This is a genomic window from Nostoc sp. JL31 (assembly GCF_017114965.1).
GTDB lineage: Bacteria > Cyanobacteriota > Cyanobacteriia > Cyanobacteriales > Nostocaceae > Nostoc > Nostoc punctiforme_A.
In genome coordinates this window covers 1-12,380 of the sequence record NZ_JABXKO010000123.1, presented here as the reverse complement: position 1 = coordinate 12,380, position 12,380 = coordinate 1, and the positions used below count along the sequence as shown (strand labels likewise).

21 protein-coding genes and 1 pseudogene are annotated in these 12,380 nt (G+C 42.3%); 5 read left to right on the top strand and 17 right to left on the bottom strand.

Annotated features, from left to right (window positions below; genetic code table 11):
* Window positions 1-32: 32 nt before the first annotated feature.
* The gene (locus tag HWQ43_RS33245) at window positions 33-779 is read right to left on the bottom strand and encodes a DUF561 domain-containing protein (protein WP_292741621.1); all 747 of its coding nucleotides are present in this window, start codon (window positions 777-779) and stop codon (window positions 33-35) included.
* 211 nt (window positions 780-990) lie between these two features.
* A complete protein-coding gene (locus tag HWQ43_RS33240) occupies window positions 991-1,221 on the bottom strand; it encodes a Uma2 family endonuclease (RefSeq protein WP_292741618.1) in 231 nt (76 codons plus the stop codon).
* Window positions 1,222-1,227: 6 nt separating this feature from the next.
* Here HWQ43_RS33240 and HWQ43_RS33235 point away from each other — a divergent pair, with 6 nt between their 5' ends.
* Window positions 1,228-1,698 (top strand): GAF domain-containing protein, encoded by a 471-nt coding sequence (locus HWQ43_RS33235; protein WP_292741616.1) that lies wholly within the window; start codon window positions 1,228-1,230, stop codon window positions 1,696-1,698.
* Between the two features lie 16 nt (window positions 1,699-1,714).
* Here HWQ43_RS33235 and HWQ43_RS33230 read toward each other — a convergent pair whose 3' ends face one another.
* Window positions 1,715-4,072 (bottom strand): tetratricopeptide repeat protein, encoded by a 2,358-nt coding sequence (locus HWQ43_RS33230; RefSeq protein WP_292741613.1) that lies wholly within the window; start codon window positions 4,070-4,072, stop codon window positions 1,715-1,717.
* Window positions 4,073-4,441: 369 nt separating this feature from the next.
* Here HWQ43_RS33230 and HWQ43_RS33225 point away from each other — a divergent pair, with 369 nt between their 5' ends.
* Together HWQ43_RS33225 and HWQ43_RS33220 are read left to right on the top strand one after the other, a co-directional pair.
* Window positions 4,442-4,720, top strand: a complete 279-nt coding sequence (locus tag HWQ43_RS33225; RefSeq protein ID WP_292741611.1) for a hypothetical protein — start codon at window positions 4,442-4,444, stop codon at window positions 4,718-4,720.
* Window positions 4,721-4,817: 97 nt separating this feature from the next.
* Window positions 4,818-5,045, top strand: coding sequence for a hypothetical protein (locus HWQ43_RS33220; protein WP_292741608.1), 228 nt, complete (start codon window positions 4,818-4,820; stop codon window positions 5,043-5,045).
* A 91-nt stretch (window positions 5,046-5,136) separates the two neighbouring features.
* Here the strand turns inward: HWQ43_RS33220 and HWQ43_RS33215 are convergent.
* From HWQ43_RS33215 to HWQ43_RS33160, 12 genes and pseudogenes are all read right to left on the bottom strand, one after another.
* A pseudogene (locus HWQ43_RS33215) lies at window positions 5,137-5,274 on the bottom strand (ketopantoate reductase C-terminal domain-containing protein); the annotation flags it as partial.
* Window positions 5,275-5,327: 53 nt separating this feature from the next.
* Window positions 5,328-6,608, bottom strand: a complete 1,281-nt coding sequence (locus tag HWQ43_RS33210) for a transposase (RefSeq protein WP_292741605.1) — start codon at window positions 6,606-6,608, stop codon at window positions 5,328-5,330.
* Between the two features lie 218 nt (window positions 6,609-6,826).
* Window positions 6,827-6,991 (bottom strand): hypothetical protein, encoded by a 165-nt coding sequence (locus HWQ43_RS33205; RefSeq protein ID WP_292741602.1) that lies wholly within the window; start codon window positions 6,989-6,991, stop codon window positions 6,827-6,829.
* Between the two features lie 7 nt (window positions 6,992-6,998).
* On the bottom strand, window positions 6,999-7,199 hold the full coding sequence (locus HWQ43_RS33200) for a hypothetical protein (protein ID WP_292741599.1): 201 nt from the start codon (window positions 7,197-7,199) through the stop codon (window positions 6,999-7,001).
* 245 nt (window positions 7,200-7,444) lie between these two features.
* Window positions 7,445-7,669: a hypothetical protein gene (locus HWQ43_RS33195; protein ID WP_292741597.1), complete on the bottom strand. Its 225-nt coding sequence runs from the start codon at window positions 7,667-7,669 to the stop codon at window positions 7,445-7,447.
* A 73-nt stretch (window positions 7,670-7,742) separates the two neighbouring features.
* On the bottom strand, window positions 7,743-8,048 hold the full coding sequence (locus HWQ43_RS33190) for a hypothetical protein (RefSeq protein WP_292741594.1): 306 nt from the start codon (window positions 8,046-8,048) through the stop codon (window positions 7,743-7,745).
* A gap of 104 nt (window positions 8,049-8,152) precedes the next feature.
* Window positions 8,153-8,380, bottom strand: coding sequence for a hypothetical protein (locus tag HWQ43_RS33185; RefSeq protein ID WP_292741591.1), 228 nt, complete (start codon window positions 8,378-8,380; stop codon window positions 8,153-8,155).
* A 2-nt stretch (window positions 8,381-8,382) separates the two neighbouring features.
* Window positions 8,383-8,574, bottom strand: coding sequence for a hypothetical protein (locus HWQ43_RS33180; RefSeq protein WP_292741589.1), 192 nt, complete (start codon window positions 8,572-8,574; stop codon window positions 8,383-8,385).
* An 18-nt stretch (window positions 8,575-8,592) separates the two neighbouring features.
* Window positions 8,593-8,811: a hypothetical protein gene (locus HWQ43_RS33175; RefSeq protein WP_292741586.1), complete on the bottom strand. Its 219-nt coding sequence runs from the start codon at window positions 8,809-8,811 to the stop codon at window positions 8,593-8,595.
* Window positions 8,801-8,986: a hypothetical protein gene (locus tag HWQ43_RS33170; RefSeq protein WP_292741583.1), complete on the bottom strand. Its 186-nt coding sequence runs from the start codon at window positions 8,984-8,986 to the stop codon at window positions 8,801-8,803. Before HWQ43_RS33170 ends, HWQ43_RS33175 begins: the two co-directional genes overlap by 11 nt.
* 170 nt (window positions 8,987-9,156) lie before the next feature.
* Window positions 9,157-9,360, bottom strand: coding sequence for a hypothetical protein (locus HWQ43_RS33165; protein WP_292741581.1), 204 nt, complete (start codon window positions 9,358-9,360; stop codon window positions 9,157-9,159).
* A gap of 3 nt (window positions 9,361-9,363) precedes the next feature.
* Window positions 9,364-9,819: a hypothetical protein gene (locus HWQ43_RS33160; RefSeq protein WP_292741578.1), complete on the bottom strand. Its 456-nt coding sequence runs from the start codon at window positions 9,817-9,819 to the stop codon at window positions 9,364-9,366.
* Window positions 9,820-10,279: 460 nt separating this feature from the next.
* Between HWQ43_RS33160 and HWQ43_RS33155 the strand changes: the two genes are divergently transcribed.
* A complete protein-coding gene (locus HWQ43_RS33155; RefSeq protein ID WP_292741576.1) occupies window positions 10,280-10,555 on the top strand; it encodes a helix-turn-helix domain-containing protein in 276 nt (91 codons plus the stop codon).
* Window positions 10,556-10,628: 73 nt separating this feature from the next.
* A complete protein-coding gene (locus HWQ43_RS33150; protein ID WP_292741573.1) occupies window positions 10,629-11,288 on the top strand; it encodes a hypothetical protein in 660 nt (219 codons plus the stop codon).
* A gap of 106 nt (window positions 11,289-11,394) precedes the next feature.
* Here HWQ43_RS33150 and HWQ43_RS33145 read toward each other — a convergent pair whose 3' ends face one another.
* Window positions 11,395-11,601, bottom strand: a complete 207-nt coding sequence (locus HWQ43_RS33145) for a hypothetical protein (RefSeq protein WP_292741570.1) — start codon at window positions 11,599-11,601, stop codon at window positions 11,395-11,397.
* Between the two features lie 87 nt (window positions 11,602-11,688).
* Window positions 11,689-12,380 (bottom strand): tyrosine-type recombinase/integrase (locus tag HWQ43_RS33140; protein WP_292741567.1); only part of this gene is annotated, 692 nt, incomplete at its 5' end.

Sequence of the window (12,380 nt, the reverse complement as noted above, 5' to 3'; positions counted from 1 at the left end):
TTGTCCATGCCCAATGCCCAATCCCCAATGCCCTACTTCTGAGTCAGCATTCTTGCAGTTGCTAAGGCTTCAACTAAACCACGCACAGCGGCAATCATTGCAACTTCGCTATTGAGTTGGTTGATGGCGGAACCAACACCAACGCCAGCAGCACCAGCCGCGATCGCTAATGGTGCGGTAACGTTAGAAATGCCGGAAGCGCATAATACTGGCACTGACACTACACGGGAAATTTCAAAAGCTGCTGCCAAGGTGGGAGCAGCTTTTTCAATTAATCCTAGAGTTCCGGGGTGAACTGGGTTACTGCTAGTACCACCTTCGGTTTGGATAATGTCTGCTCCAGCTTTTACCAGTTCTTCTGCTAGCTGTACCTGTTGATCTAGTTCCAGGATGTGGGGAACGGTGACAGATAGGGTGATTTCCGGCAGGAGAGCGCGGGTTTGCTTAGTCAGCGCTAGTACTTCCAGAGCTTCAAAGCGGCGTCCTTGAGCATAGAAGGAATCGAAATTCCCGATTTCGATTAAATCAGCACCAGCTGCGACAGCTTGCACAAATTTCTCTGGCTCTACTGCTGAAACACAAGTAGGTAAATTTGTCAAACTTTTAGCTAGCTGGACTAAAGCTGGATCGGCGGCAATATCGACAAAAGTAGCACCGCCAAATTCAGCAGCTTTGACAGTAGCAGCGACACTAGCGGCGTCGAAGTTATTCAAACCGCTAATCACTTTGAGAACGCGGCGGTTAGTAAATGCACGTTGGAGTGTGGAATGCATCGTCATAGTTTGGCTTTTGAAGCTACGAAAATTAGGTATATTCTACCGTCCCTCAGTTGATCGGGGACTAAATCACTATGGTAGTTGCCAAATATTGATAATTTTTTGATAATTTTATCCTTACCGCCACTAATCAAAGTTTTGCCATCTGTACTGAAAGCGATCGCATAAACTTCTAATCTGATCTATCTACGTCTGTAGAGTTTTCACCATTATTCTAGTCAAACTCTAGAGGCCACAAATCTGCAATTGGTACTTCCCATCCTGGGAGCAGTTCGGGAACTGTTAAAATATCGCCATCACGAAGTATTATTGGCTCTTGTCCAAAATTGTAAACTTCAACAATCCGCTCATCTGGATTGAGCAAAATTCCTACCTTAGTTCCCAAACTCAGAAATTCTTGAATTTTGGCTCTCAGATCCTCTAAATTATCGCTAGGGGACTTCACCCGACTATGACTTCAGATATCAAACCCATTTTTGCTATCCTGACTGATGAAGGGTCTGCCATCGACTGGAACCGACTGCTGACCGAAATCCTGAACGCTTTCGACTGCTCTACAGGTAGCATCCATACTCTAGATCAAGACAGCCAGTTATTGCACCTAAAGGCTTACCAAGGCATTCCAGAATTACTCTTGCCTAAAATGACGCTAATTCCCATTGGTAAAGGAATGGCTGGTGTCGCCGCCGAACGCAAGCGACCCGTACAGATTTGCAACCTGCAAACCGACGAATCAGGAGTGGCTAGACCCTCAGCAAAAGAAACGAAGGTAGAAGGTTCCATCGCAGTGCCGCTGATGCTGAATGGTCGATTGCATGGTATCTTGGGCATTGCCAAGCCAGTTCCCTACGAATTTACTCCCGAAGAGAAAGAGACACTGATGGAGATTGGAGAGGCCATTAGCTGGAAAATCGTCAGTTAATATCAAATAGTATTGCTTATTTTTCAAAATACTCCATTGCTGTTTGTACTTTCTCAACTTGCCTGGGTGCTTGCATTTCGTTAAAGAGGGCGATCGCTTGGACAAAACTTTCCCTACTCTTAGCAATTTCACCCATTTTTTTATGAGTCAATGCCAACTGATAATAAGCCTCAGCTAAGTCTGATTTCGCACCGATTTTATCAAGAATTTCTATTGCTACTGAATGATGAAAAATTGCTCTGGTAAATTCTCCCTGTTCTCTAAAAAGTTCAGCCAGAGAACTTATAGCTTTAGCTTTGATTTGGGTAAAGTTGTTTTCTTCAGCATGAAATATAGCTCGTTGGCACAGCTCAAAGGATTTTTTAAGATTACCTAAATTCTTATAAGTTAAGCAGAGACTTACTAAACTATGCCCGATTCCCCATAAAGTTACTCTAGTTGATGATGACATCGCAGAAAAGGCAACTTCAGCAAGATGAAAGGCTTCTTCTCCACTACCAGAGCGTGATTTTATCAAAGCTAGACAGCATTGACCATAAGTCATATAATCATCAAGGTTGCTATTCTGTTCAGCAAGGCTACAAACAGAATTGAAACAATCTTCGGCTGCTTCTATTTCCCATAATTCAAGCTTGCAAAGTCCTGTATTGAACAAAATAGATATTTTTGTTTGCTTGACATCTAATTTGCCTAATACTTCTTCTGATTTCTCATAGCATTCTATAGCTTCTCTAATGCAACCAATAATTCGATATGTATAGCCAAGGATATTGTAAAGTCTAATTAGTCTTTCTTGCGATTTTATATCGTCTATTATCCGTTTAATGACAGAAAAATTTTTCTGGAGCAGTCCCAGTTGGTAAAAAGAGCAACCCAAAGGCAAACCTATACTCCACTGTTTGCCTCGCCCTTGTAAAATTACATCACCAGCTTGCTCAAAATCACTAATTTCTACATAATGATAATAAGCTTCTAAAGCTGTTAATGCATCTGTAATATTTTTGATTTCTGTAACTCTTTGCGTCCAACATTCTGCGGCTTTTCGATTTACTAATTTCCATTCTTCACTGACTAATCTTAATCTACTAATTGCTTCATCACGAATTACCGGGTGTAGCCAATATTGTCCTTTTTTTGCTTCTATTAAAGACAAATCTTGCAGAGCTTTAATTATACTTCTACGTTTTTGCTCTAGTACATCCCAAAGCAAACATAAAACTCCCTCGATCGATAATGAAGGAATATCTTGATAACGATAGCATCCTAAACGACACAGGAGACTATAGGCTTCTAAGTCATTTTTTTGAAGACGGGTAAATTGACTGGCGACTAAATCTTTTAACTCTCTTTCTATTAATAAATCTGTACAGTTTTCCTGCCAATAGGCGTGTATGTCACCAGAAAAATCTGTCAATATTGCTCCTCGGAGAATTTGCATTGCTTTGGCATTCCCTCCATAAGCTCTGCACATTTCACCGAGAATAGTACAATCACAATTGATGTGGCAACTACTGAAAAACTCTCGCCATGCTTCATCATCTAAACCTTCAAGTGGATAGAGATGAACCTCTACACTAGATTCGCGTAAACGCTCACGACTTGTTACTAAAGTAACTGAATGCACATCCGAATCTGCTAATACTCTCAATAGCTCAACATAAGGGCGACGATCTTCTAGAAACTTGCCATTTTTATCGAGAGCAGTTTCTAGATTATCGATAAATACGCCAATTTTAGAAGTTTGTTCTCGAAGTTTGCGCCGTAGTCGTTCTAAGCTGATACCAAAGTCTCCTCCCGGTTCTTCGTTAAAGTATCGCCGTAGCCATTCTTCAACCACACTCTCTACAGGCGTAAGGTTTTGGATTTCTGTAGCCATCCACAGTTCTAGGACAAAATTAAATTTTTGACTTTTAAAATATTTGCGTGCTAATCTTGTTTTGCCAACACCACCTTCACCTTGGATGAGGATAACTTTTTCTCCCCGACTGACTAAGGTGTGGAGTTCGGCTATTTGGCGATCGCGCCCTACAAAGTTAGAATCTAAATCTTGGGGTTTAGCGTCATTGCCCTCTAAATTGGGAATCTGGCTGATTTTTAGCGATTGTTGAGTTGTTCTAAATCCCTGAACAATGCCTTGGAAGGTAGATTTGGAGACTTTCACTCCCAGCACTTTTGATAGTAAATGCCAAAGTTCTGCGCCAACTGATTTTAAATGCGCTTCTGTATAACGAAGGCTGTTGGCAATATCCTGGTAAGTCCGCCTTTCATCCTCCCACAAATGACGCAAGATAATCCTTTGAGTTTTATCTAAGTGTTCTCCCGTCTTGAGAAAAACCAAGTTATCTACAAACTCTAAGGCCTCTTCTACACCCATTTGCTAACTTGATGTATCATTTGTAATTCATTATAACTATATTTTTACTACTTCTTCCTACCTGGCATACTACAAAATACTTTTTCCTACTCGGTAGGAAATTTACTTTATCCGACTGCAAAGCGTTTGGAGTTGTATTACTCTTGTAAGTAATACAGGCAAAGTTAAGTTAAGCGTTAAGAAAAGGTGGTTGAGGAGAGATTTAGAGAGCGCTACTACTGCAAGCTTAGTAAATCACAGATGTTACTGTGCCATATTAATTACTCATGAAAGTGGTGTCTACTAAACAGGCAGTGGGTATTAACTAACTAGATTCTGTAGAGCGTATTTACAACTAAGTATGTAAGTCTTTACTTTACAGGAGGTTCAATGATGTTAGACAAAGATTGTCATCATGATTGCAATCAAAATCAGTGCCCTTTTGCCCAAGATACACGTAATCCCAATAGATATGTCTGTCTCAAATGTGGTGTTGAGCGTGAAATAAATAAGTATTCCTCTGGGTTTGGCTCGTTTTTGCTCCTGTTGTTGGGCTTGTTTATTTCATTCCAACTATTAGTTAATTATGAAAAGCAAGACAATCTACAAAAGCAGCAACAGTTTTTAACTAATTCAACGAACAAGGCAATTATCCAATTAGAAAACTAATAGTTTTGATTCCCCACAGCCTGTTTTTTAAGAAAGAGTGGGGTAATCAAAAAGAATATTCATTGCCCAAAATTTAGCTACTTTCGTGAGTAAAACTATGGACACCAATCAAGACACGCTTTTATTTCGGTTTGCCTCGAAATCCTTAAAATATTTTTTGTTGGTGCTATTTTGCATTGCGATCGCTTACGTTTTATCAACTGGTTTGGGTATCTTACAAATCATACCCATACTGCTGTACCTTTTACAACAGTTGTTGCTTCCACTGGGAATTATCCTGTTGTGTTTAATGACAATAGCAGTCATTTTTGAATCCCTGCGTTAAAATTTGGGGGAGTTATGAGTTAGGAGTAAAGAATTAATTGCCTCTCTTGTCTCCCTCATCCCCCTTTTCTGCCCTATTTCCCTAATCTCCATCACTTTCCCCTGGCATCTAAAAACTTCAATTGGTGGTATAAACAGCTAATCTGCACTAAATCCACACCTACTGCTTGGGCTTTCCGTAATGGGTTGCCAAAAATTGCTTCTATCTCCAAGGGACGATGTTCAGGGTAACTGAAACTTTTGGGTATTTTACAACCCTCCATTTGCATGAAGGGTTTTAGCATCAGGTCACGGGAATCACTTTACACAATTCTTGGAACAGTAGGTTAACTACTTTACTCATCAGTTTTCCCTGGATGTGTTTGCCACCTAACAGCTTTTCACCCTGTTCAGTGACGTTAGCTTTGAGTGAGTCACGGTAGTTAATCAATTCCTTGGTCAGTTCGTTCTCTGGTAGTCTGCCAGTTTCCACGCCGATTAAGACGTACTGCCACAGACTGATTCTACACAAGGCTGAACCGCTCGGTTTTTCAATAAGTCCATCCCCGGATTGTTCCAGAACAGTACCCATTCCTAACCTCATTTTGAAAGTGTCGCGGCTGCGGTTGCGTTTAATTCGTTTGGTATCGCCGGCTAAACGCCGAATTGTGGTTTCTCCGTTTTTACGGTCCCGTTCGGTTCGCTTCACTTCCCTGACTTCATATTCAATGACTGGCTTGCCGTTGATGCCCAGGAACGATTCAAAAGGATAAACCCTGGTGAGCAGTCGCGATCGCACTCGCAACCCAAAACCGAACTTATCAAACACGCTCATGTAAGGCTTAAATGCTGACTCGGACAACATTTCACTGATTCTTGCTTCTAAGCGCTGCTCATAGAGTGAGATATCACACATCCATTCGGCGTGCAGTTCCAAGATTGGGTCAATTTCAATTCCGTAGTCTTTGGCAATGGATATTTTATAGCGATTTTCTATCCTGGTTTTCCCGGCGGGGGAAATTTCGAGCCTTTTCGCTAACCATGCCCACAGAGGGGGTAAAAATCCCGCAGTGGAAAGGCTCCTAGTATGCGCCACTTCCGGGAATTGCCACGCCAACAGTTGACGGGCATAATTCACAATTGGCGATTGCACCCGGTTGAGGTGTTCAAGCTGCTGGCACAAATCACGTAGCTCATCGATGGGTTCGGGGCGGTGCATGAGGAAATACCTCAGATTCAGTTCCCCATTTTCCAGATGGTGATCTGGATCGTGACCATAAGCAGCCATTGGTAAAGCGTCAGCTGGGTCGCTTTTATTCGGGAGGTTTTTACCACCTCGGTAACGTCTGAGTTCGACGTGACCAACCCACAAGATTTTAATTTCTAATTTATTGAGGATAGATGCCCACAGTCTTGAATAGTGATTTCCTGTTGGTTCTAGGATTGCGTAATCTGGCTTGATTTCTGCTAGATAATCTGCAAATTCAAAAGCTGATTTCTGCTTCTTCCTAGTATCAGGATTGGAGTAAAAAGCCGGATATAAAGTAGATGCTTTATTTCTGGTTTTATTCCAATATGCTTGCAATCCGCCCTTGGGCTATTGTGTTAAAATGTGAGTGGTTATACTCGATTTACTAACATCAATTACAAGGATTGTTAATTCTATTGTCATGGTTCTGCGAAATAAAATGGTGGTTTTTCAAGGACTGGCATCCTTTGACTTACCCGAACTTAATAGCGCACGAATCACCCTAACGCCCCACACTTGAGGGGCGCGATTCAGGAGTAAACGCATTCGGGGAATTAACTAGAGTTGTGCCGTGCATGAACATCGGAACGCCGCAGTTCAGCAGCGCAATTCGTCGTGAACGCCGCACTTTCTCTAGTTAAGTTGCTGATTGCTTTGGACACAATCTGCGACGGTGGCAACGATGCCACCGTTTCGGCTAGTGTGTCAGCTAGCCTCATCAGGCGGTTATATGCTTTCGAGAGTGTCGGTAATTGCGTCTAAGTCTTTTCTCAATATTTCTTGAGTGTCTTCTGTGGCATTTTCAACTTTTGAGATAAACTCAATTAATTTATCTAACTGAGTTCTAGCCCTAATTAACTTGTGCAATTCAATGTAGTAATCCCAGGATGGATCTGGGTGTGGAATGGAATTTTCAGGATTTGTCATGACCTAAGCTTGTAATTGAATCATTGCCAATAGCTTTGTTAGCCAAATAATCTTTGATAGTTTTATCAACTTGTTCATCTGTTAGTTGGTCACATTGAGAGTTTGCCTGTTACCTGATTTGTTTAGACCAGTAGTTAAAGGATTTACCTGTTAAATTACATAGGTATTGGACTGCAATTTCCATTGCCAATGTGTTAACTATGTAATCTTCTTTGTCCATCAAGAAGTTATCTTTTTTCATCTGTTTAGACTCGCTTGTTAATTGAAGTAATGGCTTTTTCAATCGCTTTGATGAGTGCTACAGCATCTTCACCGAAGAATGGTTGCTTGTCTCCGTTCTGCCAAGTGACAACGGCAGTGCGGGAGGGTAAGTCTTCAAACTGGATTTGGCGGATTTGGGCTAGGTTAATCCAACCAGCGGCCGGTAATTTACAACTAAACACGGATGGGCTATTAACTATGGTGTGCATTTTGGTAAACTAATGTTGGTATCTGTCCGTGGCGATCGCACACCTGTCAAGGGCGATCGCCTAAAAATTGCGACTAAAATCGGTCGTCAACAACTGGGGATAAGCTAGTTTGTTGAGCTTTGAGAAGTTCAACCTCTTTACTCAGCGCTGCATACTCTGCCTTGAGAGCCGCTAATTGTTTCTCACTGGTTCTGATTTCTGTATCAATTTGGTTCTGTATCGCCGAATCATGGAGTTGGCGCAGAACACTTTCTATAAGATTCTGTGTCGCAATTTCTTGGTCTTCAAACTCGTCAGCTAGTGCGGTTTTCTCTAATCTGCACGAATTGTAATCGCCAAGATTGAGAACTCTTTGGTAAGTGATGGTTGTTACTTTCATTTGCTCAAAATGTGCTATTTTTTACTTGTACAAGTTTGAAGTGTTTGGGTAGATGGAGCGATCACGTTAGCATTGGCGCGATCGCTTTTGAATTAACGTTGCTCCTATTGTGAAAACTGTGTGGCTACAATCTGCCTAATGCTTTCACGCAAGTGAGGTGTCTCGTGCAGCTTTTCAGGTAAAACTGCCAAGATTAAGCCACATAGGTAACTAGCTTGTGTGACAGGCAAGTTGTACTCTTTCGCTAGATATGCAACAAAATTAGCCGTGGTTGTAGCAAGCAAGTCATTAGCTTCTTGCTGGTCGTTTATGTCGTATTCCCTGAATGTCATAACTAACCCTCCAAACCAAACTCTGTGAGGCGGTTGCGGAAAACCACTTCAACGGGGTTAGGAGAAAGACTTTTCATGATTTTTTGATATCCTTCTGCGTCATTGCGGCGGCGGAATTGCGACAAGATAACCCACTTGCATGGCGTTACTTGTTTGACAACGATCCAATCAAAAAGCTGTTGTTGATAAGTCATAGGTAAATGCTCTGTCTTTCAGGTTGGGTAGTTGTCTCTTAGAAACTGATGCAATTCCTCATCAGAAAATTGATGAAACTTTTGTTTACCTTGGTCGATATATCTCATTCGGTGAACAATCGCAGGTTGTCCTGTGTGTTTTGCTAAATCCTCTGTGACGAGGGCATAAGCGACAACTAAATATGACAGGAAGTCATTGGAAAGCAATACATCAGATTTGTGTTGTTTAATCTGCATAAATGTCCTTTTCCATTTCCTCTGATTTATCATCGCCGACGATGACCTTCACGATGTTGTTTTCAAGCCTCAAATCAAAAAGAAGCAATGGGAAATCATCAACGATATCTCTGATGACTATTGGCGAGTCAGATGGGAAGCTTTGTAACTTTTCAATTAGTTGTTGAACTTTCATGTTGCTTTAACTCTTGATTACAAGAAAAACCAGTCAACCAATCAGCGATTGACTGGTTTTTTTATGGAAATTTTGCTTTTGGCTTATATAAATGAAAGTTATTTCATAGGCATATTCCTCCACAAAAATGGTTAAGTTTGAGGGCGCAGTGGTGAAGATATGCCGTGCCCTTAATTTATTTGTACCTCCATTGCGCTGCTATCAAATTCAACCTCGGCGTAGCTAAACACATCTGTGCTTTGGCGCATAGGTCTGATTGCTCCTATGCTGATAATTTTGAGAGCAGTGACGTATGTGCTGGTTTTTCTTAAGAAGTTTCCAAAAGCCTCTACATCTGTGGGATGTCCTGATAACCGAATTTTGATTCTGCCCATTGTTTACCTCTTGGGTTTAGCAACTAAACGCCCATTAGAATCGCGATCCATCACCAAGTCGGCGCGGGGTGCAATTGATAAATTGCGGATTTTGCGCTGTACCCTTTTTTTAGCGATCGCTGCTAGTGCTGTGGGCGGTAATTCTGATGGCAACAACTCCTCATGAAAATCTCGTTCGACGGCACGCGCCAAGCCAGGACGGGAACGATAAATCATCCCGTGGGCATCGTCGAGTAGTTGGGTGAGGGTTTTAACCTGACATTGCAACTGCTCAATCTCTTTTTCTAGTTGGCGTATCCGTTTTTTTCGTGTTACATATTTGTGTTTAATTGGAGTCATGTGAATGTGAAAAAGTGCGACCGGTCGCAAGGTTTGCGCGTTTTTCAAAGAAACTGTGAGCAGTTGCATAACCACACGGTGGTTTGCCCCTTCATGAACGTGCATCTGTGCGTGAGCCATTACCTACACGCCAAGCCTCTAGGGGATTTTCACCCAGGTCTTAATTTCCACAGCCCACCGTGTCACCACGTCGGCAAATCGCCCTTGGAAAATGTGGAATGCCCTACTAAGGTCGGTTACAGATTGCGGCCGCATACAAATGCACGTCACCAGCTTTTATCCAGCAGCGACTTGTATAGACAAACACTTTGCATTGCAACTCATACACTTAACTAATCACAGAACACTGGTAGCCTGAAATACCCTTCATCGGTTTTCAACGGCTATTACACAAGAGTGCGACTTTCCCGGATTTGGCATTCGCTACTGAGATGAGACACTTTAGGTGAAACCAGCCGAATAACTGTTTCTTGCCGAGGCAATTACATTGGCTGGTCTTTTTGTCGTCTATTACTAGACATTATGTCTGGATATGTTGTCCCTGTCAACCCGTCTAGTCATATTGTCTAGACGAGGTATCATGATAAAGAAAAGAGTGAGTAGAGAAAAAGATGGGGGTGAATCACCCTTGAAAGCGCTTAGAAGTGAACTAGACATGTCTCAAGAGGAGTTTGGGCGATCTATTGGCACAACAGCCAGAACTGTCAGTAGATGGGAGGCAGGCGATAGTGTGCCTACGTTCACGATCGCCCAAATGAAGGCACTTGATCAGTTACTGAAATCAAAAGGTAAAACTATCCAAGATTTACCTGATGATTTTGGCCCCTATGGTCGATTGCCGATTCCCGAAATCTAAAAAAGTCCGAATAAGAAATTCGCCACAGTGCTTGCTTACAGCCCTGTGGCGGGGATTAACACTAAACCTAATTATGACGGAATCCGACAACGGAGGGCCCCCAAGGCAGCTGACATTGTTCGCGGTGGAGTCAATTGCAACGGCTCCCCCCTTTTCCCCTAGTTACGATCCTTACTGGGAAGAAATAACCAATGGCGATCATTGGAATCCTGCACACTTCGGAGAAGCACCCCGTCTTGTAGACGACGGTCAAGTTTCTGTTTTTTACGATGACAGTGATGAACCGCCAGACCCAGACGACTTTTTAAATCAGACCGAATTTGAGCAAGCTTGGGAGCAGTGGGAGTCAGCCCGCGTTCTGGAACAGGATACACAGTCACCTGAATTAGTCAGTAGTCATCGCCAAAGTTTTGTTCTGGAACGTGATACCAAAAATCCTGTTCCAGAACAAAATACCCCAGGATTCGGGGACTATACTGATGTTCCAGAACACATTAAAGCTGTTCCAGAACATCTCCACTGGGTAGAAAAGTATTGCCCTTCCAACCGCAAAGATAACGATTATTACCGCTATTGCTGGAAGACTGGCAGGAAAATTAAGCATCGGCACATCACCGGGGGGAATGTGCGATCGCAGTTGGCCCAAAGCAGGAGGCAGGAGGTGGAGATTGCGATCGCTTCGGGACTAGCCCCGGTGGAAATTGAGAAATTGATCCGCTCCTGGCGCTCCTAACTCCCAATTCCCTATTCCCCATTCCCCAATGCCCAATGCCCAATGCCCAATGACAAATGCCCAATGACAAATGCCCAATGACAAATGACAAATGACAGGGAGTGAGTTAAGAGTCAGTAAAAGCTGGTTCCTCTGCTGCCTGTTGCTTCTCAAAGTCATCATCCTTGGTATCGATCAGAATATTCAAACGGTTTACGCCAATGTCAAAAGCGGCAATGAAAAATTCCTCATCCTCTACATTTCTGATGTCCAAAACCAAGTTATGGTCGAAATCGTGTAATTTTTCGATTAGTTGTCCAACTGTGGTAGTCATGGTTTCTCCTGATTTTTGAGGAAGTGATCGCGAAAATCATAGATGTAGAAATCTAGAATATTCCCTCTTCTTAGGCTTTGTCACAGGTTATAGAGTTGCGATCGCGCCTCTTCTCTCGTCTGTTTCGATTTCAAAGTAGGAGTCAAGCCCTTTATTGTCGCGGTGTCCGGTGAAGGTACGAATAATTTCCTTGGGAATTCCATTTTTTCTAAGTCGATTCACAAAGCTCCGCCTCATAGTATGAGTAGCAATACCTTTAGATTCATACCCTGCCTTCTCCACCGCAGCCATCAAAATGTTATAAGCGTTTTTCCAAACAATGGGCTTAGTTCCACACCTTGACGGAAACAACCATTCACTATTTGTTTGTGGTTTGTATCGCTCCAAAGACTCCTTCAAGATATGATGCACTGGGATTTCCGTGGTATCGGCTGTCCCGTCTGGTCTATGTTTTCTGATGATTGCAGGAAAGATGATATCTGTTTTAGCAATGCCTGGCTGATCGTAAACATCGGCTACTCTTAGTTGCACCAAAGCTCCCCAGCGTTCCCCGGTGAACCATCCAATGTCTAGAAGCAATCTATATTTTTCTGATAAAATTTGTTGCCTGACTTTGGAATATTCAGTATTTGTAATTACAGCAGCTTTTCCCTTTCTGTTATTCTTTGGCATAGATATAAAAAAATAAACTTCTCGTATTCCGCTTTTACCTGAATCAGAGGTGAAAGTGGAATTACCTAAATATTCACTATCAGCAAATATTGGCTCAATCCTAGTAC